Below are 18,385 nucleotides of genomic sequence, written 5' to 3'. Positions count from 1 at the left end.
GATCGTCGGGCGGGCCCGATATCCCCTGAAGAGCGCAAAGCACTCGTTCGGGGGGACCAACGGCCCTGCGCGTCCGGGACCACCCGGGGCGGCGTGCTCTGGAGCCGTGACTTTCGACCGGAGTCGGCGGGGCCTGCTGCTCTGCCGTCCCACTGGGACATGGGGTGGCGTGAAGGAGCGATATCCACCACACGGGGAGGCGAACATGCCCGAACTGACAGTCGCGGAAGTGATGACCAGGAAAGTCGTCTCGGTCGATCCCGGTACCCCGGTCAAGAGTGTGATCTCGACTCTGGCGCGCGAGGGGATCAGCGCCGTGCCCGTGGTCGACGGGAACCTGCGGCCGGTCGGTGTGGTCTCGGAGGCCGACCTGATGGCCAAACGCGATTTCCACGCCGGGACGGACCCGAGGCCACCGTGGTACTCCCGTCGCCTGCGCAAGGCACAGTGGCGCAAGGCGAAGGGCATCACCGCGGCGGACGTCATGTCCTCGCCCGCGGTCACCGTCGGCGAGGACGAGCCGCTGACCGTGGCTGCCCGCCGCCTGGCCGAGAATCGGCTGCGCAGGCTGTTCGTGGTCGACGGCGAGGGCAGGGTCGTCGGTGTGCTCTCCCGCCGCGATGTGCTGGGCACGTTCCTGCGCGCCGACGAGGACATCCGCGCCGACATCGAGCGCAAGGTCCTGGCGAAAGGCATGTGGCTGATCCCGGGAACCGTCACGGTCAAAGTCCACGATGGGATCGCGACCCTCTACGGGACACTGGAACACCGTAGTTCGACCGAGGTCGCCCGAACCCTGGTCGGGGCTGTGGCCGGTGTCGTCGCGGTGCGCAGCAATCTGCTCTACCAAATCGACGACACGGCAGGCACCGCCCTCTGAGTTCGGGCGACTTGGGATCGAAGCGTCCGCCGCGGCGGACGGCCCGGCGACTGAGGACGCGGGCCGCCACGCCGCGGTCCGGCGTCGATGGCGTCGGGCGTGACAGGCTAGGCGGGCGCCGGGGCCGTGGACACCGGTCGCATCGACTCCCACCGGTCGGCCATCTTCGACTCCAGCGCGCTCATCGTCGTGTACTCCAGGTCCGACAGCGGAAGGCGGTGCGGCTCGAACGGGCCGTGCCTGCGGAAGTAGTCCATCGCCTCGTTGGCCTGCGACCGGGCGCGGTCGAACGACGGGTCGGCGAACATGTCCCGCGGCCCGATGAGCCTGCCCTGGGTGATCTGGAAGCCGAGCGCGGCCACCCGGGGTGGCCCGTCGAAGCGGGCGGGGGTGGCTTGGGCCAGCCCGACCGGCATGATCGGGGCGTGGTGGGACCCGCGCATGCACCCGGCCACCGCGTAGGGGAACGCGAACGGTTCGAGGACCTCGCCCACCGCGGGCAGACCCGACTGGCAGCGCACGATCATCACCGGGTCGTCCTTGCCGACGTAGCGGCCCGCGATCAGCGACAGCCGCTGGGTGGAGGTGGCCGCGGCGGGGATGCCCAGCTTGATCGACTCGACGCTGTGCACGACGTAGCGTGCGGGCGCGCCGATGAACATCAGCATGTCGTAGGAGTCGCGTGGGGTGTCGAAGGTGATGCGCTTCTCCTCGTAGAGGTCGTAGACCTCGAAGCGGAATCCGTCGTGCATCTTCTCGTCGATCACCAGGCCCGCGGTGTTGAACGGGTCGGCGAACATCTTGTACAGCGGCAGGTTCCACGCCCCCGGTTCGGTCTTGTCGGCGAGGAAGCAGATGACCGGCTCGCTGGGCCGCTCGGTGAACTCCAGTTCGGCGTAGCCGGGGCCCATGCCGCGCAGGTTGCCGCTGAACGCGTCGGACAGCAGGTCCTGGCCCGCGCCGTAGAGCCCGAGCCGCTTGGCGATCTCGGTGGTGCGCAGGAACGTCTCCCACGCGAAGGTGTGCACCCGCTCGGCGTCCGGGCCGTGGTCGTGGGTCATGATCAGCGAGATGTCGTCGCCGCAGCGGCTGACCTTGCCGTCGATCAGCAGGCCGTCGGCCGTCGCCGCCGCCACCGCGGCGGTCGCCGCGGCGAGCATGTCGGGGTGGACCTCGGAGTGGCCGACGAACCCGCCGGTGTCCGCTTTGATGATGCTGAGGGTTGTCATCCGATTTCCTTCGGCTGAGTAGGTCAGGCGCCCGGCAGGCCCGAATTCGCCCCGCACCGGCCCGGGAGGCGGAGCCGCCCGTCGTGGGGAGCGACGGGACGGGCTGGGCGTGCGTGCCATGGCACCACGCTTGACCGCTCCCGAGCCGGGGGACCGGGGTCATCTCCCGGTACCGCCAACATCCGCCACCGCGACGGCGCGCCACAGAGTCGATGGACTCGGTCGTGCGGGGGCGGAGGTCGCTGTCTCAGTGGACTCGCGCGAGCGAGTCCGGTGTCCGGCCGCGGTCGGTCTCGCCCGCCATGAAGCTGCTCATCGCCCGCACGCTGTCGAGGATCTGGGCGGGGAAGATGATCGTGGAGTTGCGTTCGATCGCGATCTCGGAGAGCACCTGTAGGTTGCGCAGCTGCAGGGCGATGGGGTGGCGGGCGATCACGTCGGCGGCCTCGGCCAGCTTGCCCGCCGAGAGCGCTTCGCCTTCCGCCGCGATGATCTTGCCGCGCTTCTCCCGTTCGGCTTCGGCCTCGCGCGCCATCGCCCGCTGCATGGACTGGGGGAGTTCGATGTCCTTGAGCTCGACCAGTTCGACCAGCACACCCCACCGTTCGGTGGTCATGTCGAGGATGGTCTTGATGGCTTCGTTGAGGGTCTCGGTCTCGGAGAGCACCTGGTCGAGATGCGACCGGCCGACGACGTTGCGGACGGTGGTCTGGGCGATCTGGTTGATCGCCGACTCGACGTTCTCGATGGCCACGATCGAGCGGGCAGGGTCGACCCGGCGGAAGTAGGCGACCGCGGCCACCCCGATCGAGACGTTGTCCTTGGTGATCACCTGCTGGGACTGGATGGGCATGGTGACCGTCCGCAGGCTCACCTTCACGATCTTGTCGGCGAGCGGGATCATGAACCGCCATCCGGGTTCCCTGACGTCCCGCAGCTTGCCGAGGCGGAACACCACGCCGCGCTCGTACTGGCGCACGATCGCCATGCCGAGGTTGCTCATCGTCTCTCTCCTCTGACTCGATGTCGCGCTACTTGGCGAGATAGCCGCCGTCGATCGGGTAGTAGGTGCCGGTGGCGAAGGACGCGGCGTCGCTGGCCAGCCAGGCGACGAGTTCGGCGACCTCCTCCGGGGCGCCGATGCGCCCGAGCGCGTGTTGGGCCGCCAGAAGTTCGACGGTGGCCTCGTCGAGGTGACTGGTGAGCAGCGGCGTGCGGATGAAGGCGGGGCCGACGGAGTTGACGCGGATGCCGTCCGCGGCGTGTTCCCACGCGGCCACCTGGGTCATGCCGACCACGCCGTGCTTGGCCGCGGTGTAGGCGCAGGCGGTGGGGAAGCCGACCTGGCCGAGGATCGATGCCATGTTGACGATGGACCCCCCGCCGGTCGCGCGCATCGCGCGGATGGCGGCGCGCTGGGTGAAGAACACCCCGTCGAGGTTGACTTTGACGACTTGGTGCCAGCCGGTGTCGCTGTAGTCGCCGGACTGGTTCGCCTCGCCACCGATGCCCGCGTTGCACACGGCGATGTCGACCCGGCCGAGTGCCGCGACGACGTCAGCCATCGCGGCGTCGACGCGCACGCTGTCTGCGACGTCCACGACAGCCCCGTGGGTCCGGTGGCCGTAGCGGGAGAGTTCCTTGAGGGTCTCGTCGATCGCGTCCTGGTCGAGGTCCCACACCGAGACGTCGGCGCCGGAGCGGGCCATGGCGTGCGCGCACGCCCGGCCGATGCCCGACGCGCCACCGGTGATGACCGCCACCTTGTCGGCGAGCTCGTAGTTGATCATGACTGTCCTCCTGTCGGGATGCCTCGACCGTGGCGGGGTTCCGGCGGCCCCGGCGAGGGGCGGCGGTCCCGGCCGAGGAGGGCCCTTGGCCCCTCGCGGTACGGGCGGCGAGCGGGCTTGATGGGGCGATGCCGGACAAGCTGAGCGGAAACTGGCGGCCGATCTCGAAGCCGCGGGAGGTGCGGGAACGGTCGAACCTGACCGACTACGCCCGGGCGTGCCGTGAGTTCGACTGGGGTGAAGCGCGCGCGGAGCTGGCCGGGCTGCCCGGGGGGCAGGGCATCAACATCGCCTACGAGGCGGTGGACCGCCACGTCGCCGCGGGCCGCGGCGAGGTGTGCGCACTGCGCTGGATCGACAAGAACGACCAGGTCACCGACTTCACCTACGCCGATCTCGCCGAGCGCGCCAACCGGTTCGCGAACCTGCTGCGCACCCTCGGCGTGGCCAGGGGAGAGCGGGTGTTCACGCTGCTCGGCCGGGTGCCGGAGCTCTACGTCGCCGTACTGGGCACGCTCAAGGCGGGATGCGTCCTCGCCCCGCTGTTCTCGGCGTTCGGCCCGGAACCGATCCGCCAGCGGATGCGGCTCGGCGGAGCGGCCGTCCTCGTCACCACCCCGGCGCTGTATCGCAGGAAGATCGCGCCGATCCGCGACACGCTGCCCGGGCTGCGCCACGTGCTGTTGGTGAGCGCGGACCCGCTGCCCGACCAGGCCACGTTGGCCGAACAGCTGGCGGGCAGCTCACCGGACTTCACGATCGAGCCGACCTCGCCGCGGGACACCGCGCTGCTGCACTTCACCAGCGGCACCACCGGCAAGCCCAAGGCCGCGGTACACGTCCACGAGGCCGTCGTCGCTCACCACAGCACCGCCGAACAGGCGCTGGACCTGCGCGCGGGCGACGTGTTCTGGTGCACGGCCGACCCCGGCTGGGTGACCGGCATGTCCTATGGGGTCATCGCCCCGCTGACCATCGGCGCCACCGTCGTCAGCGACGAGGGCGAGTTCGACACCCGCCGCTGGTACCGCGTGCTCGCCGAGCAGAAAGTCACCGTCTGGTACACCGCCCCGACAGCGCTGCGCATGCTCATGCGCCACAGCGCGGACACGGCGGCGGAGTACGACCTGTCGGCGCTGCGGTACGTGGCCAGTGTCGGCGAGCCGCTCAACCCAGAAGCCGTGATCTGGGGGCGCGACGTGCTGGGCCTGCCGGTGCACGACAACTGGTGGCAGACGGAGACCGGCGCGATCATGATCAGCAACTTCCGCGCGGAAGAGGTCAGGCCGGGATCGATGGGCCGCCCCCTTCCCGGCGTCACCGCCGGTGTGCTCCGGCGCGGGCCGGACGGCCGTGCCCAGGTCATCGGCGGGAAAGTCGAGGAAGTCGCCGAACCGGGCGAGGTGGGCGAACTCGCGCTGCGGCCCGGCTGGCCGTCGATGTTCCGCGGCTACCTGGACGACCCCGCCCGGTACGCGGCCTGCTTCGCGGGCGGCTGGTACCTCACCGGTGACCTGGCCCGCCGCGACGCTGACGGCTACTACTGGTTCGTCGGCAGAGCCGACGACGTGATCAAGTCCGCGGGCCACCTTGTCGGCCCGTTCGAGGTGGAGAGCGCCCTGATGGCCCACCCCGCGGTCGCCGAGGCGGGCGTCATCGGCAAACCCGACCCGGTCGCGGGCGAGCTGGTCAAGGCGTTCGTGTCGCTGCGCCCCGGGATCGAGCCGACCGAGCAGCTGCGCGGGGAACTGCTCGCCTTCGGCAGGCGCGCGCTCGGCGCGGTCGCCCCCAAGGAGATCGCCTTCGACAACGCCCTGCCGCACACCCGCAGCGGCAAAGTCATGCGCAGGCTGCTCAAGGCCCGCGAACTCGGCACGCCAGAAGGCGACCTGTCCACACTGGAGAGTGCGTGATGGCCGGACTGGATGTGAAGACGCGCACCGAGCTGCTCACCACGATGCTGCGCGTGCGGCGGTTCGAGGAGCGCTGCGTCGAGCTCTACAGCGCCGAGAAGATCCGCGGGTTCATGCACCTGTGTGTCGGTGAGGAAGCGGTGTCCGCGGGCGTCCTGCGGGCGCTGGAACCGCTCGACGCCGTGGTGTCCACCTACCGCGAACACGGCCACGCCCTGGCCCGCGGGCTGCCCATGGCCGCGGTGATGGCCGAGATGTTCGGCCGCGCCACCGGCGCCAGCCGCGGCCGCGGCGGTTCGATGCACCTGTTCGACGCCGAACGCCGCTTCTACGGCGGCAACGCCATCGTCGCCGGTGGGCTGCCGGTCGCGGTGGGTCTCGCGCTGGCCGACCGTATGCGCGAGCGGCCCACCGTCACCGCGTGCCTCTTCGGTGACGGTGCCTTCGCCGAGGGCGAGTTCCACGAGTGCGCGAACCTGGCCGCACTGTGGCGGCTGCCGGTGCTGTTCTGCTGCGAGAACAACCGGTACGCCATGGGGACCGCCCTCGACCGCGAACACGCTGTGACCGACTTGGCGCTGCGGGCGTCGTCCTACGGGATGCGTGCCTGGACCGTCGACGGCATGGACGCCGAAGCGGTCGCCGCCGCGTCGGCCCGCGCCGCCGACATGATCCGAGCAGGATCCGGCCCGTGCTTCCTGGAGCTGAGCACCTACCGGTTCCGCGCACACTCCATGTACGACTCCGACCGCTACCGCGACAAGGCCGAGATCAGCGCGTGGAAGGGCCGCGACCCGATCCCGGCGCTGACCGAGCGGATGCGCGCGGCCGATCAGCTCACCGACGAGGACCTGGCGGGCATCGAGGCCACGATCGCCGAGGAGATCGCCGCCGCGGTCGCCGCCGCCGAGCAGGCCCCGGTCGAACCGGTCGCCGACCTGACCCGCTTCGTCTACTCGGAACGGACGTGACCGCCGTGCGCACCACCTACCGGGAAGCACTCCGCGACGCGCTGCGCGCGGCACTGCGGGAGGACGAGCGGGTGTTCCTCATGGGCGAGGACGTCGGACGCTACGGCGGCTGCTACGCGGTCAGCCTCGGACTGCTCGAGGAATTCGGGCCAGAGCGGATCCGTGACACCCCGCTGTCGGAATCGGCGTTCGTGGGTGCGGGCATCGGCGCCGCGATCGCCGGGATGCGGCCGATCGTGGAGATCATGACGGTCAACTTCAGCCTGCTGGCACTCGACCAGATCCTCAACAACGCCGCGACCCTGCTGCACATGTCCGGCGGGCAGGTCGCCGTGCCGCTGGTGATCAGGATGACGACCGGCGCGGGCCGCCAACTCGCCGCGCAGCACTCCCACAGCCTGGAAGGCTGGTACGCCCACATCCCCGGTCTGCGGGTCGTCTCGCCCGCCACCGTCGCCGACGCCCGCGGCATGCTCGCCGCCGCGTTGGCCGACCCCGACCCGGTGATCATGTTCGAGCACAACTCGCTCTACGCGATGGACGGCGAACTCGACGGCGACGGTCCTGTCGACATCGACACCGCCGCCGTGCGCAGGCCCGGGTCCGACGTGACGGTGATCGGCTACGGGGGCACCGTCGGCAAAGCACTCGACGCCGCCGCGGAACTGGCCGAGGCGGGTGTCTCCGCCGAGGTGATCGACCTGCGCACGCTGCGCCCGCTCGACGAGCGCACCATCATCGACTCCGTCACCCGCACCCACCGCGCCGTGATCGTCGACGAAGGCTGGCGCAGTGGCGGTCTTTCCGCCGAGGTCTCGGCGCGCATCTCCGAACAGGCCCTCTACCAGCTCGACGCCCCGGTTGCCCGCGTGTGCGCCGTCGAGGCGCCGGTGCCCTACGCCGCGCACCTCGAACAGGCCGCGCTGCCTCAGGTGGCCGACATCGTCGCGGCCGTGCGGGCACTGGAGGGGCTGACATGACGGACTTCGTGATGCCGTCGCTCGGTGCCGACATGGAATCGGGCACCGTCGTCGAATGGCTCGTCAAACCCGGCGACCCGGTTCGCAAGGGCGATGTCGTCGCCGTCGTCGACACCGCCAAGGCGGCCGTCGAGGTCGAGTGCTTCCATACCGGCAGGATCGACCGGCTGCTCGTCCCGGAAGGCCAGTCGGTGCCGGTCGGCACCCCGCTCGCGGTGATCACCACCGATCAACCCGCCGAGCAGGCGCCCACGGCGCGGCAGGCTGAGCCCGCCGCGCCATCCCCAGCACCGCCCAAGGAGGTCCCGGCTGAACTCGCCGCGACGCCGATCGTCCGCCACCTCGCCAAAGAGGCGGGAATCGACCTGCACAGCGTGCGCGGGACCGGGCCCGATGGTGTCGTCACCCGCCGAGACATCGACCAGGCGACCACGCCCGTCGTCGATCGAGCGTCCACCCCAGCCGCTTCGCCCAGGCTGGTCTCGCCGTACGCGCGCGGACTCGCCGCCGAGTTGGGGGTCGACCTCGCCGTGCTGCCCTCTGGGACAGGCCCGGTCACCGCGGCCGCGGTCCGGGCCGCGGCCGAGCCACACCCGGTGGCACCACACTCGGCGAGTCCGCACCCGACGAGAACACGCGCCGTGGACAACCGCTCAGCCATCGCCGAACTCGTGAGCCGGGCCAACCGCGACATCCCGCACTATCACCTCGCCACCACGATCGACTTGCACCGGGCCCTGGCCTGGCTGCGTGGCCGCAACAAGGCGATACCGGTCGCCGACCGTGTCCTGCCCGCCGCGCTGCTGCTCAAGGCCACCGCGCTGGCGGCGGCCGCCGTGCCGGAGCTGAACGGGTTCTGGGTCGACGGCGCGGCCCGCCATTCGTCCACAGTGGACCTGGGGGTCACGGTCGCGGTACGCGGCGGCGGCCTGCTGGTGCCGGTCATCGCCGAAGCCGACGCCTTGCCGCTGACCGAGATCATGCGCGGACTTCGCGAGCAGGCCGCCCGGGCAAGGGCCGGGCGGCCTCGGGCCTCCGACCTCGGCCAGGCCTCGATCACGGTCACCAACCTCGGTGATCTCGGCGTGGAGGTGGTCCACGGGGTGATCCACCCACCGCAGGTGGCGCTGGTCGGGTTCGGCGCCGTGGTCGACCGCCCATGGGCGGTCGACGGGCTGCTTGGCGTCCGTCCGGTGGTGACCGCGACGCTCGCCGCGGACCACCGGGCCACTGACGGCGCGGTCGGCGCCCGCTTCCTGCGCGCCGTCGACGATGTGCTGCAACGACCTGAGGAGCTGTGATGACCAGATCCACCACGGACGGCGCGAACCGGGAAGCGGTGTCCGGCGCGCTGCTCGCCATCGTTCCCGATGCCCCGCTCGCCGACCTGTCCGACGAGACGGACCTGCGCGAGGCCCTCGAACTGGACTCGTTGGACTTCCTCGCGTTCGTCGAGCAGCTCAACACGCGCACCGGGGTGCGATTCGAAGAGGACGACTACGACGGCCTGCGTACCATCGCAGGCTGCCTGCGGATGCTGCGCCGCACCGAGGAGTGAGCGCGGCGGGGCGACTTCGGAGGCTGTGATGCGGGAACTGACCGCGGCGACGGTGATGGCCCAGCCGACGGCGACTGTGCTTCCCGGTACCCCGTACGCCGACGCCGTCGCGGCGTTGGCGCGGAGCCGGGCAGGCGTGGCGGCCGTGGTCGACATCGCGGGCACGCTGCTCGGCGTCGTGTCCGAAGTGGACTCCTCGGCCGGGTCGCGGTGGTGGTTCGCCCGCCGCGCGCGCAAAGGCCGCAACCGCGGCGCGACCGCGCTCTCCTCGCCCGACCTGGCGATCTCGCCCGCGCCGACCGTCCGCGTCGACGACCCCCTCGACCTCGTGGAGCGCAGACTGGTCGAAGCGGGTGTTCCCGTGCTGTTCGTCGTCGACCACCGGGGCGTACTGGTCGGCGTGGTGCGCCGAAGCGACTTGCCTGCTGTTGGGCGCGGGATGTCGACGCCATGACGGGCACCACGTCTGGGCTCATTCAGGCGCGAGCAGGATCCAGACGGGGGAGCCCGCCAGCGGCAGTGACCCGCCGTCGCCAGTGTGGAACCGAGTCGGCGCGGACGCCTCAGGCCGCGACCAGGTCGCGGTGAACCGGCCGCCGTCGCGCAGGACGGTGGCAGCGCCGCCCCCGACGGCGGCCACGACGGGCGACCGCGCGCCGCTGCTGTCCTCGATGATCTCGTCGGTGGTCACCTTGACCCGCTGCTCGACCACGGTCGCCGCGCTGAGCGGGCCGCACTCGGTCGACGTCAGCGGCCTGCCGTCCATCGATACCGCCCATCTGTTCGACTCGGCCGACCAGTCGAAGACGTAGCCTGCGGCGGGGTAGTCCACCCTGTGCCTGTCTGTGGGTGTCCCCGACGACGGCGCGGAGCCGAACTCCAGCGGCCGCTGCCCAGGTGGTCGCGCGGTGGTCGGCGGGGTCGACGGCCGCAGGTAGAGGTTGTGCGGGGCCGCGTGGTCGCCGCCGCGGAAGTAGGAACGCGGGACTTCGCTGGGCGAGGAGTGGACCAGGTCGGCGGCGGCGAGCACGGGCAGCAACTCGGGCGCCGCCCCGGAATAGGCGAACACCGGCTTTCCGTACTGGGCGAGCAACCCGATGTCGGTACGCCGCGCGCTGCGGACCGGTCCGACGGTCTCCGGCCATTCGTCGAGGTACAGCGCGAGCAGTCGGGTGAGGCCGCCCTCGACGGGTTCGACGTAGACGATGTCCGCGTCGCACAGGCCGGTCTGTGGCCGCGCCTGTCCCACATTGTCGATCTTGACCGCGAGTACCGGTGCGGACGGCGGTGTCGGCGTCTCCGACGTGGTCGTCATGGGCGGGTCCGCCGTGCCCGGCTCGACCGTTCCGCGCGTGGCTACCAGGACAACGACAGCAGTGGTGACCGCGACAACGGCCAGGACGAGCGCCAACAGCCACAGGCGCGCCTTGCCGTTCATCGGTTCCTCCCGGGTCGGCGATGAGTGGGATTCGAGGGTCGTCCGCGCCGGGGCGGCAGGCACAGTGCGCGAAGTCCCTTGCCTACGAGGCCACCGGACTCCACTCGCGCGCGAGACCGATCCGTCCGACCGAGTTCCTGTTCACCTCCCGATGGTGGCCTCCCTCCGCCGGCCCGTCGAGGCGGTCCGCACTGAGTGCAACCCGTCGAGGCACGCCACCCTGGTCCCTATGTCCCGCTCCTCCGAGCCGAAAGGCACTGCTTGTGGCCGCCTGCCTGAGCCCACGGTGACCTATGCGCCTCATTCGATGGATCCGCGGATTGCCAGGGTGGGCGTGTGCACTGGCCTGCGTCTTCCGGTCGGTGTCGTGCTGGTCGCCGTCCTGGCGTGACGGGCGACAGGGTCGTGAGGAGGATTGATGAGCAGGCACAAGCAGGTATCCACCCCTGAGGTGCGGGTGTCGGAACACGGCACGTTCCCGATGGGGGCGGCGGACTACGCGCGGGAGAAGGTCTCCGCCGTCCTCCCGCTCGCCCACGAACCGGTGCTGTCCGCCCGCGTCCGGCTGACCAGGTACCAGGACCCGGCGGTGAAGCGTCCCGTGACGGTGCAGGTGAACCTCGACGTCAACGGCAGGCTGATCCGAGTGGTCGCCAGTGGACCGACGACCCGCGAGGCGGTGGACGTCGTCGCGGCCCGGCTGCGAGGCTCGCTGGAGCGGGCGGCCCGGCACTGGGAGGCCAGGCGGGGCGCGTCACCCTCCGCCGAGCCGCACGAGTGGCGGCGCGGCGCGGTGCCCGCGCACCGGCCCGGCTGGTTCCCGCGTCCGCCAGAGGAGCGGGAGATCGTCCGGCACAAGTCCTTCACCCCGGCGCGGATCACCCTCGACGAGGCTGCCTTCGAACTCGACCTCATGGACTACGACTTCCACCTGTTCACCGAGGCGGGCACTGGACAGGACAGCGTGCTGTACCGCGCGGGCCCGACCGGGTACCGCCTTGCCCAGGTCGACCCCGCGCCCACCGGGCAGCTGAGTCCGTTCTCGGTCCCGGTGACCATGAGCTACCACCCGGCCCCGCTGCTCAGCACGGACGAAGCGGTCGCGCGACTGGAGGCGACGGGCTCGCCGTTCCTGTTCTTCCTGGAGGGGGAGCATGCCCGCGGCCATGTGCTGTACCACCGCTACGACGGCCACTACGGTCTGCTCTCCCCGGCGAGCTGACGCAGGCGGGGCAGGACATCGACCGTGCGGCGCCGCGTGACCAGACGGTCCCGGGGGCAGTCGGCCGAGTCAAGAGTCGCACCGCGGGCGAGGTGACCCGCGTCAAGTCCTGACTGCGCTTCGCCTCGCCGACAGGGTCCACAGACGACGGTTCGCGATCCTGTCACCTGTTCGCCCGCACCGCGGTCACGGCGAACCGTTCGACGTCGGTGTAGTGCCCTCCGGTCGAGGCGACAACGGTCAGCGCCGACGAGGGCGCGCCGCTGAAGGTGACCGAAGTGGACCATGGCGTGTTCTCACCGCCCGCGGGGAGACAGCACGCCTCACCGAGCGGGGTCTGCGCCGTGCCCGCGCGCACCTGGACCCGGATGCTCTCGTCCACCCCCGTGATCCGGCCGCCGACCGCGACCGGTGACGCCACCTTCGCGCCGTAGCCGGGCTGGGTCAGCGACAGGGTCGTGTCCTTGGTGCCGACGACCTCCCACGGTGCGTCCGCCCCGACACCGATCTTCGAGAGGTGCAGCACCGCGGCCACCCCCGGCGCGCGGCCCTCGATCGGGTAGCCCACCGTCACCAGCGCCTCGTCTCCGGTGACCGAGCTCGTCACGACCACGGAGACACCGGTGAAGCCGAGGTAGCCGGTGGTGAACCCCAGTGCGGTCATGCCCGCGTCCAGGTGCCACGGAGCGTGGCCGCCCGCACGGTATTCACGCTGCCACGTCTCGGCGTCGGCCACCGCGGCGAACGGCCAGAGCGGCTGGTAGCGGAACTGGGCGGACGCCTGGCTTGTGGAGTCGGCCGTGGTCGCACTCGAACTGGTCCCGGCCGTTGTCGTCGGCGCCTGCGTGGTGGACGTCGGCGGCGCGGCGGTGTCGTCGCGGTCGAGCAGGATGACGGTCGCGACCGCGACGACGACCAGGGCCGCGAGAATCGCCGCCGCCACCGCGAGTCCGCGGCGCCGTGGACCCGCGGTCCCTTCGAACTCGGCCATCGCACAGCCCTCCCCACGCTCGCCACGTCGGCCCGTGGCCATCGTCCATGACTGTCCGCCGTTTCCGCGGGCGCGGGAGAGGCCGAGTACCCCTCCGACCGGGACCTCGGGCACTGCCAACACGCCAGTCCCGCGGCGAGCGTCGCCGACGAGAGGAGGCGGTGCCGATGGGGGTCGAGTTCGCACTGGTCGTCGCGATCGCCGTGGCGCTCGCGTTCGACCTGACCAACGGATTCCATGACTCGGCCAACTCGATCGCCGCGCTGGTCGCGACCAGGGCAGCCCGACCGGGGCACGCACTGGCGCTGGCCACCGCGGGCCACGTCGCGGGACCACTGCTGGCAGGCACCGCCGTCGCCGACACCGTCGGCGGCGTCGTCATCCTGCCCAACGCCATCGTCCTGCCCGCGGTCGGGGCGGCACTGACCGGCGCGATCGCGTGGAACCTCGCGACCTGGTGGTTCGGGCTGCCGTCAAGTTCCTCGCACGCCTTGGTCGGTGGCCTGGTCGGTGCGTGTGTCGCGGGCGCGGGCACGGCCGGTGTGCTCTGGGGCGGCTTCGACGGCGCGCGACCCGTCGGCGTCCTCGGTGTGCTCGCCGCACTGGCAGTTTCCCCGGCGCTGGGGGCGCTGGTCGGCTGGGCGGGCGCGTCCGCGGCCTGGCGGGTGCTGCGCCACGCACCCAGCCGCGCGGAGGTCCACGTGCGCCGAGCCCAGTGGGGTACCGCGCTCGCCTTGGCCTTCAGCCACGGCGCCAACGACGCGCAGAAGAGCATGGGCGTGATCACCCTGCTGCTGTTCGCAGGCGGCCAACTGTCCACTTTCGACGTCCCGATCTGGGTCCGGCTCGCCGCGGCGGGCTGCCTGACCGTCGGCACCGCGTTCGGCGGCTGGCGCATCGTGCGCACCATCGGCCGCGGGGTCTACCGGATGCGCCCGCTCGACGGCCTCGTCAGCCAAGGCGGGTCAGCCGCGGTGATCCTCGCCGCCGCCGCGGTCGGCGCCCCGATCAGCACCACGCACGTCGTCGCGGCGAGCGTCGTCGGAGTCGGTGCCGCTCGGCGTGTCCACCACGTGCACTGGGCCGTCGTCCGCGAGATGGCCTCAGCGTGGCTGCTCACCCTGCCGATCACCGCGCTCATCGCGGCCGCGGCGTTCCCAGTCTGGAGGTGGCTGACATGAAACCGTTGAAAGCGTGGTTCCTTCCGTCCTCACGTGACGTGCTCGCGCTGCTCCGGTCCCAACTGGACACAGTCGACCAAGTCCTGGAGGTCGTCGGTCGGTGGGTGCGCGGCGACATCGCCGCCGAACGCGCCGTCCCGCGGTTGCGCGAACTCGTCCTCACCGAACAGGCTCAGCGCCGGGACCTGCACGCGGCCGTCCGCGCGAGTTTCAGCACCCCACTTGAAGCCGAGGACATCTTCGAGTTGGGGGAGCGGCTGGGTGAACAGGCCGAGTCCGCCTACGCACTGGTCCGCGAGGCGGACCTGTCCGCCACCCCGCCCGACCCGCCGCTGCGGGACATGGTCGTCGCCACCGAGATGATCCGCGATCCACTCGGCCGGGCGCTGCGCGCGTTGCCGGACACCGCCGCGGCCGGATACGCCGACCAGGCGATCGACAACCTGGCCACCGTAGAACACGCCTACCGTGCCGCGATCGCCGACCTGGAGAACGAACCCGACCTCCGCCGCGAGGTCCGCAGACGCGAGCTCTACCAACGTGCCGATCACCTGGCCCGCCGCTGTGAACTCGTCGCCAGGCGTACCTGGTACGCGGTGTGCAAGTCCCAGTAGCGGCGGCTGTGAACGGCCAATGCTGCTTTGGTCCCGGTGACCCCGGCCCTTCGACTCTCCGCCTCGGGCCGTCCACGCGGCTTTGCTGATCCCAATGACCAGCAGCCGAAAGGACGCACCATGAACAGGAAGACCACCCTGGTCGCGGCCGTGATCGCCATCGCCACCCTCGTGGTGCCCGGCGTCGGGGCCGCGCAGGCAGGCACCGGCCAGGAGTTCGGCGACCACGTTTCGACCTGCGCGCGGGTGATGGGCTTCCACGGCGACCACAACCCGGGAACGCACACCGGATACGCCGGTTGGGACGGCCACGCCTGCCACTGAGCCGCCGCACGACCGCGCGGCGGCACATTCGGGACAGCCCGGTCGGACCGGGTGAAGGACACACAGCGAGGAGACGCGTCATGACACTGGACCAGGAAGCCGCCAACGAGCGGCGCGCCGCGGTGCTGCTGAGTGGGCAGACTTGGGTCGAGGATGCCAAAAAGCTTGTCCACCAGGGCAATGTCCGCCGCATCGTCGTGCGGAACAGCGGCGGTGAGACGGTGGCGAAGCTGCCCGTGAACGCGGGTGTCGTCGCCGCGGTCGTCGCGCCGGTGGCTACGGCGCTCGGGGCGCTGGCCGCGCTCGCGAGCCACTGCACGATCAGAGTCGAGCCCGCGGCGGACACCGCCGCGAGCGAACCCGGGACCGAACCGGGGGACCGGTCATGAAACCAGTGCGGCTGTGGATCGGCGTGGTGCTGCTGGTCCTCGGGACACTGCTCGCCCTCGACGCGCTCGACGTGCTCGACGCGGGCACGACTGTCGGCCGCTGGTGGCCCGCCGCGCTCAGCGGGCTCGGCGTGGTCGCCATGCTCACCCAGGGCAGGGTCTCCCTCGGGCCCGCCGTGGTCACCGGCTTGGGCCTGATCCTGCTGGCGGACACCAACGACTGGGCCGACGAGGACCTGATCGGCCCGGTGCTGCTCATCGTCATCGGCGTCGTCGTGCTGGCCAGTGTGGGCAGGCACCGCACCCACGACCACCTGTCGCGGACGCCGGTCGCCCTGTTCGGCGAGGCCAAGTCCACCGAGCACGGTGAGCACTTCGAACACAGCACCGTCTCGGCCGTCTTCGGCGGTGCCACCCTGGACCTGCGCGACGCGCACATCGACCGTTCCGCCACAGTGGACGCGTTCGCCTTCTTCGGCGGCGTCGACGTCCTGGTGCCCAAGGGGTGGCGGGTGTCCGTCGGCGGGCTGCCGATCTTCGGCGGCTACGAGGACAAGACCTCGGGCAACGGTTCACTGCCAGAGGACGCGCCGCTCCTCAAGGTCAACGCGACCGCGGTCTTCGGCGCGGTCGATGTCATCGACACGCCTTCGGGCCGCGCCGCGGCCGACGGCTGACCACCCGCGACGAGAGCGGGGATCCGGACGGGGTGGGCCGACAGTGGCGGAGGGTCGCAGCGTCGGTGGAACCGGTGGGCGAGCCTGCGCCGAGTACCACGGGGAGCGGGAGCCCGCACTGTCCTCCATGGCCTCATCGTGGAACACATAGACGGCACCGGGCCGGCGTCCGGCGTGGAAGGAGGCACGTGATGGTGCGACCCGGTTCGCCGCAATCACTCGAACGCCGCGACGCGATTCCCGGCGACGGGAAGCCGACCGAGGACAGCGCGCGTGCGCGCAGGCTGGTGTGGGTCGGCGCCGCTGTGCTGATCTTCCTGGCGATCGGCTACGTGGCGATCCAGGTGGTGCTGGCGTTGGCCGCGGTGCTCATCCCGTTGGCCATCGCGGTCCTGCTGGCGTCGCTGCTCGCGCCCGCGGTCCGGTGGCTGGTCCGCCGCGGCTGTGCACGATGGCTGGCCGCGGCTCTGGTCCTGATCGGTTCCCTGGGCGTTCTGGGTGGGCTGTTCACCCTCACCGTGAACGCGCTGATCACCGGTGCGGGCGATCTCGGTGGTGCCCTGCGCGACAGTGTGGTCTCCATCCGCGACTGGCTGGTCAACGGCCCGCTCGACCTGAGCGAGCGCCAAGTGGACGCCGCTGTCGACAACCTGATCAGCGTGATCGGCGGACAGGCCGAGCGGATCGTCAGCGGCGCGTCGACCACCGCCGCGGTCATCGGCGCGGCGCTCGCCGGACTCGTCCTGACCCTGTTCGCTCTGTTCTTCTTCCTCTACGAGGGCGAACGGATCTGGGCCTGGCTGTTGACCGTGGTGCCCGGCAGGATGCGGACGCGGGTCGACGATGCCGGGCGGCTCGCACTGGGTTCCCTCGGCGGCTACACGCGGGCGACCGTGGTCGTGGCGACGGTGGACGCGGTGGCGATCGGCATCGGCTTGCTCGTCATCGGTGTGCCGATGGTGGTCCCGTTGGCGTCACTGGTCTTCCTCGCCGCGTTCGTGCCCTACGTCGGCGCGTTCTTCGCCGGGTTCGTGGCGGTGCTGGTCGCCCTGGTCTCCGGTGGCCCGGTGACCGCGCTGATGACCCTGCTGCTCTCGGTCGCCGTCCAGGAACTCGAGGGCGAGGTGCTGCAGCCGTTCCTGCTCGGGCGGGCCGTCCGGCTGCATCCCCTCGCCGTGGTGTTCGCCATCGCCGTCGGTGTCGTGCTGGCCGGGATCGTCGGAGCGCTGCTCGCCGTGCCGGTGGTGCTGGTGATCCGCGCGGCGCTCGACCCGCGCGGCGCGACGACACCGGAGACTCCGCGCCCCGGGGTCCTGCGGAGACTGTGGCGTGTGGTGACGCGAGCGGGTTCCGCCAGACACTGAGCACACAGCGAGACACGTGACGAGCCACCTGGTGCGCGTTCCAGGTCCCACCCGACGGCCGTGGCGGGCCGCGGACTCGATCCCGCCGCGGGTACCTGTCGACCGCGTAGACTGACGGTATAGCGAACACCGCGATCCCGCTCCGCCCCACGTCCGCCGCCGTGCGCCACCGATGGCTCTTCCTCTTGGCCGCGTTGGCGATGCTGGCCGGGGTCAACGTCACGCCCCTGTTCGTGTCCGGTGGGCTCGCCCCGTTCATCGGACCCGCCGTCGCGGTGGTGCTGCTCGGGCTCGCGCGCTCGCACGGACTGTCCTGGCACGATCTTGGCTTCGCTCGCGAGACCTGGCGAAGAGGAGCGCTCTACGGCGGAGTGGCGATATCGCTCGTCGCGCTGGTCTACACCGTCGGGGCGCTGCTGCCGATGACGAGCTCCGCGTTCGCCGACGTCCGCTACGACATGGCCCTGAGCAAGGCGCTGCTGCTCGCGCTGGTGCTGATCCCCGTGCACACGATCCTCATCGAGGAGATCGCCTTCCGCAGCGTGCTGCCCGCGATGTTGCGCGGCCGTCTCGGCACCGCCTGGGCCATCGGCTTGTCCTCAGCGCTGTTCGGGCTTTGGCACATCGTTCCGGCGCTTCGGCTCAGCACACAGAACGTCGCGCTGGGGTCGGCCGTCGGCACCGACGTCCGCGCCCAACTCCTCGTCGTGGCGGGCACAGTGCTGTTCACCGGGCTCGCGGGGGTCCTGCTGTCCGAACTGCGCCGACGCAGCGGCAGCGTGCTGGCCTCAGCCGGACTGCACTGGGCAACCAACGGACTCGGAGTTCTCGTCTCCGCTCTGCTCTGGGCCGCCGCGGCCTAGA

At 71.2% G+C, this 18,385-nt stretch carries 20 protein-coding genes; 15 read left to right on the top strand and 5 right to left on the bottom strand.

Annotated elements, in window-relative coordinates; all coding sequences use genetic code 11:
• The first annotated feature begins 205 nt into the window (after window positions 1–205).
• Window positions 206–880, top strand: a complete 675-nt coding sequence (locus tag ACSHT8_RS05375; RefSeq protein ID WP_436498272.1) for a CBS domain-containing protein — start codon at window positions 206–208, stop codon at window positions 878–880.
• A 107-nt stretch (window positions 881–987) separates the two neighbouring features.
• Here the strand turns inward: ACSHT8_RS05375 and fbp are convergent, their stop codons facing one another.
• From fbp to ACSHT8_RS05360, 3 genes are all read right to left on the bottom strand, one after another.
• Window positions 988–2,109, bottom strand: a complete 1,122-nt coding sequence (fbp, locus tag ACSHT8_RS05370) for a fructose-1,6-bisphosphate aldolase/phosphatase (RefSeq protein ID WP_436498270.1) — start codon at window positions 2,107–2,109, stop codon at window positions 988–990.
• Window positions 2,110–2,356: 247 nt separating this feature from the next.
• Window positions 2,357–3,112, bottom strand: coding sequence for a slipin family protein (locus tag ACSHT8_RS05365; RefSeq protein WP_436498269.1), 756 nt, complete (start codon window positions 3,110–3,112; stop codon window positions 2,357–2,359).
• Window positions 3,113–3,140: 28 nt separating this feature from the next.
• The gene (locus ACSHT8_RS05360) at window positions 3,141–3,899 is read right to left on the bottom strand and encodes an SDR family NAD(P)-dependent oxidoreductase (protein ID WP_436498267.1); all 759 of its coding nucleotides are present in this window, start codon (window positions 3,897–3,899) and stop codon (window positions 3,141–3,143) included.
• Between the two features lie 128 nt (window positions 3,900–4,027).
• On the opposite strand from ACSHT8_RS05360, the gene acsA reads away from it, so the two are divergent.
• Genes acsA through ACSHT8_RS05330 form a run of 6 tightly spaced genes read left to right on the top strand, consistent with a single transcriptional unit; the run spans window position 4,028 to window position 9,775 of the window.
• Window positions 4,028–5,812, top strand: coding sequence for an acetate--CoA ligase (gene acsA / locus ACSHT8_RS05355; protein WP_436498265.1), 1,785 nt, complete (start codon window positions 4,028–4,030; stop codon window positions 5,810–5,812).
• On the top strand, window positions 5,812–6,783 hold the full coding sequence (pdhA, locus tag ACSHT8_RS05350; protein ID WP_436498263.1) for a pyruvate dehydrogenase (acetyl-transferring) E1 component subunit alpha: 972 nt from the start codon (window positions 5,812–5,814) through the stop codon (window positions 6,781–6,783). Before acsA ends, pdhA begins: the two co-directional genes overlap by 1 nt.
• Window positions 6,780–7,763, top strand: coding sequence for an alpha-ketoacid dehydrogenase subunit beta (locus tag ACSHT8_RS05345; RefSeq protein WP_436498262.1), 984 nt, complete (start codon window positions 6,780–6,782; stop codon window positions 7,761–7,763). The genes pdhA and ACSHT8_RS05345 overlap by 4 nt, the downstream gene beginning before the upstream one ends.
• Complete coding sequence (locus ACSHT8_RS05340) at window positions 7,760–9,064, top strand: dihydrolipoamide acetyltransferase family protein (RefSeq protein WP_436498260.1); 1,305 nt, start codon at window positions 7,760–7,762, stop codon at window positions 9,062–9,064. Before ACSHT8_RS05345 ends, ACSHT8_RS05340 begins: the two co-directional genes overlap by 4 nt.
• Window positions 9,064–9,321: an acyl carrier protein gene (locus ACSHT8_RS05335; protein WP_436498258.1), complete on the top strand. Its 258-nt coding sequence runs from the start codon at window positions 9,064–9,066 to the stop codon at window positions 9,319–9,321. The genes ACSHT8_RS05340 and ACSHT8_RS05335 overlap by 1 nt, the downstream gene beginning before the upstream one ends.
• Window positions 9,322–9,349: 28 nt before the next feature.
• Window positions 9,350–9,775, top strand: coding sequence for a CBS domain-containing protein (locus ACSHT8_RS05330; RefSeq protein WP_436498256.1), 426 nt, complete (start codon window positions 9,350–9,352; stop codon window positions 9,773–9,775).
• An 18-nt stretch (window positions 9,776–9,793) separates the two neighbouring features.
• Here ACSHT8_RS05330 and ACSHT8_RS05325 read toward each other — a convergent pair whose 3' ends face one another.
• On the bottom strand, window positions 9,794–10,759 hold the full coding sequence (locus ACSHT8_RS05325; RefSeq protein WP_436498255.1) for a DUF3048 domain-containing protein: 966 nt from the start codon (window positions 10,757–10,759) through the stop codon (window positions 9,794–9,796).
• Window positions 10,760–11,177: 418 nt separating this feature from the next.
• Between ACSHT8_RS05325 and ACSHT8_RS05320 the strand changes: the two genes are divergently transcribed.
• Entirely contained in the window at window positions 11,178–11,981 is an 804-nt protein-coding gene (locus tag ACSHT8_RS05320) for a ribosome hibernation promotion factor (RefSeq protein WP_436498254.1), read from the top strand.
• Between the two features lie 163 nt (window positions 11,982–12,144).
• On the opposite strand, the gene ACSHT8_RS05315 is transcribed toward ACSHT8_RS05320, so the two are convergent.
• The gene (locus ACSHT8_RS05315) at window positions 12,145–12,972 is read right to left on the bottom strand and encodes a hypothetical protein (RefSeq protein WP_436498252.1); all 828 of its coding nucleotides are present in this window, start codon (window positions 12,970–12,972) and stop codon (window positions 12,145–12,147) included.
• A 167-nt stretch (window positions 12,973–13,139) separates the two neighbouring features.
• On the opposite strand from ACSHT8_RS05315, the gene ACSHT8_RS05310 reads away from it, so the two are divergent.
• The 7 genes from ACSHT8_RS05310 (at window position 13,140) to ACSHT8_RS05280 (ending at window position 18,384) form a co-directional block, all read left to right on the top strand.
• Complete coding sequence (locus ACSHT8_RS05310; protein ID WP_436498250.1) at window positions 13,140–14,153, top strand: anion permease; 1,014 nt, start codon at window positions 13,140–13,142, stop codon at window positions 14,151–14,153.
• Window positions 14,150–14,767 carry a hypothetical protein gene (locus ACSHT8_RS05305; RefSeq protein ID WP_436498249.1) on the top strand — a complete coding sequence of 206 codons (618 nt, stop codon included), beginning with the start codon at window positions 14,150–14,152 and terminating at the stop codon, window positions 14,765–14,767. The genes ACSHT8_RS05310 and ACSHT8_RS05305 overlap by 4 nt, the downstream gene beginning before the upstream one ends.
• A gap of 120 nt (window positions 14,768–14,887) precedes the next feature.
• On the top strand, window positions 14,888–15,091 hold the full coding sequence (locus tag ACSHT8_RS05300) for a hypothetical protein (protein WP_436498247.1): 204 nt from the start codon (window positions 14,888–14,890) through the stop codon (window positions 15,089–15,091).
• Between the two features lie 80 nt (window positions 15,092–15,171).
• Entirely contained in the window at window positions 15,172–15,480 is a 309-nt protein-coding gene (locus ACSHT8_RS05295) for a DUF4342 domain-containing protein (protein WP_436498245.1), read from the top strand.
• Complete coding sequence (locus tag ACSHT8_RS05290; protein ID WP_436498243.1) at window positions 15,477–16,157, top strand: LiaF transmembrane domain-containing protein; 681 nt, start codon at window positions 15,477–15,479, stop codon at window positions 16,155–16,157. The genes ACSHT8_RS05295 and ACSHT8_RS05290 overlap by 4 nt, the downstream gene beginning before the upstream one ends.
• Before the next feature lie 191 nt (window positions 16,158–16,348).
• Window positions 16,349–17,521 carry an AI-2E family transporter gene (locus tag ACSHT8_RS05285; RefSeq protein WP_436498241.1) on the top strand — a complete coding sequence of 391 codons (1,173 nt, stop codon included), beginning with the start codon at window positions 16,349–16,351 and terminating at the stop codon, window positions 17,519–17,521.
• A 161-nt stretch (window positions 17,522–17,682) separates the two neighbouring features.
• Window positions 17,683–18,384 (top strand): CPBP family intramembrane glutamic endopeptidase, encoded by a 702-nt coding sequence (locus ACSHT8_RS05280; RefSeq protein WP_436498239.1) that lies wholly within the window; start codon window positions 17,683–17,685, stop codon window positions 18,382–18,384.
• Window position 18,385 lies beyond the last annotated feature (1 nt).

Source organism: Actinokineospora sp. HUAS TT18 (assembly GCF_051364635.1).
GTDB lineage: Bacteria > Actinomycetota > Actinomycetes > Mycobacteriales > Pseudonocardiaceae > Actinokineospora.
The sequence above is the reverse complement of the archived record's forward strand: the minus strand, read 5'-3'. Positions and strand labels throughout refer to the sequence as shown.

Excerpts from the sequence above, each read along its gene's own strand:
- ACSHT8_RS05365 (WP_436498269.1), bottom strand. The coding sequence starts at position 3,112 with ATGAGCAACCTCGGCATGGCGATCGTGCGCCAGTACGAGCGCGGCGTG.
- ACSHT8_RS05335 (WP_436498258.1), top strand. The coding sequence starts at position 9,064 with ATGACCAGATCCACCACGGACGGCGCGAACCGGGAAGCGGTGTCCGGC.
- ACSHT8_RS05310 (WP_436498250.1), top strand. The coding sequence starts at position 13,140 with ATGGGGGTCGAGTTCGCACTGGTCGTCGCGATCGCCGTGGCGCTCGCG.
- ACSHT8_RS05290 (WP_436498243.1), top strand. The coding sequence starts at position 15,477 with ATGAAACCAGTGCGGCTGTGGATCGGCGTGGTGCTGCTGGTCCTCGGG.
- ACSHT8_RS05295 (WP_436498245.1), top strand. The coding sequence starts at position 15,172 with ATGACACTGGACCAGGAAGCCGCCAACGAGCGGCGCGCCGCGGTGCTG.
- ACSHT8_RS05315 (WP_436498252.1), bottom strand. The coding sequence starts at position 12,972 with ATGGCCGAGTTCGAAGGGACCGCGGGTCCACGGCGCCGCGGACTCGCG.
- ACSHT8_RS05320 (WP_436498254.1), top strand. The coding sequence starts at position 11,178 with ATGAGCAGGCACAAGCAGGTATCCACCCCTGAGGTGCGGGTGTCGGAA.
- ACSHT8_RS05300 (WP_436498247.1), top strand. The coding sequence starts at position 14,888 with ATGAACAGGAAGACCACCCTGGTCGCGGCCGTGATCGCCATCGCCACC.
- ACSHT8_RS05360 (WP_436498267.1), bottom strand. The coding sequence starts at position 3,899 with ATGATCAACTACGAGCTCGCCGACAAGGTGGCGGTCATCACCGGTGGC.
- pdhA (WP_436498263.1), top strand. The coding sequence starts at position 5,812 with ATGGCCGGACTGGATGTGAAGACGCGCACCGAGCTGCTCACCACGATG.
- ACSHT8_RS05330 (WP_436498256.1), top strand. The coding sequence starts at position 9,350 with ATGCGGGAACTGACCGCGGCGACGGTGATGGCCCAGCCGACGGCGACT.
- ACSHT8_RS05285 (WP_436498241.1), top strand. The coding sequence starts at position 16,349 with ATGGTGCGACCCGGTTCGCCGCAATCACTCGAACGCCGCGACGCGATT.
- acsA (WP_436498265.1), top strand. The coding sequence starts at position 4,028 with ATGCCGGACAAGCTGAGCGGAAACTGGCGGCCGATCTCGAAGCCGCGG.
- ACSHT8_RS05340 (WP_436498260.1), top strand. The coding sequence starts at position 7,760 with ATGACGGACTTCGTGATGCCGTCGCTCGGTGCCGACATGGAATCGGGC.
- fbp (WP_436498270.1), bottom strand. The coding sequence starts at position 2,109 with ATGACAACCCTCAGCATCATCAAAGCGGACACCGGCGGGTTCGTCGGC.
- ACSHT8_RS05305 (WP_436498249.1), top strand. The coding sequence starts at position 14,150 with ATGAAACCGTTGAAAGCGTGGTTCCTTCCGTCCTCACGTGACGTGCTC.
- ACSHT8_RS05375 (WP_436498272.1), top strand. The coding sequence starts at position 206 with ATGCCCGAACTGACAGTCGCGGAAGTGATGACCAGGAAAGTCGTCTCG.
- ACSHT8_RS05325 (WP_436498255.1), bottom strand. The coding sequence starts at position 10,759 with ATGAACGGCAAGGCGCGCCTGTGGCTGTTGGCGCTCGTCCTGGCCGTT.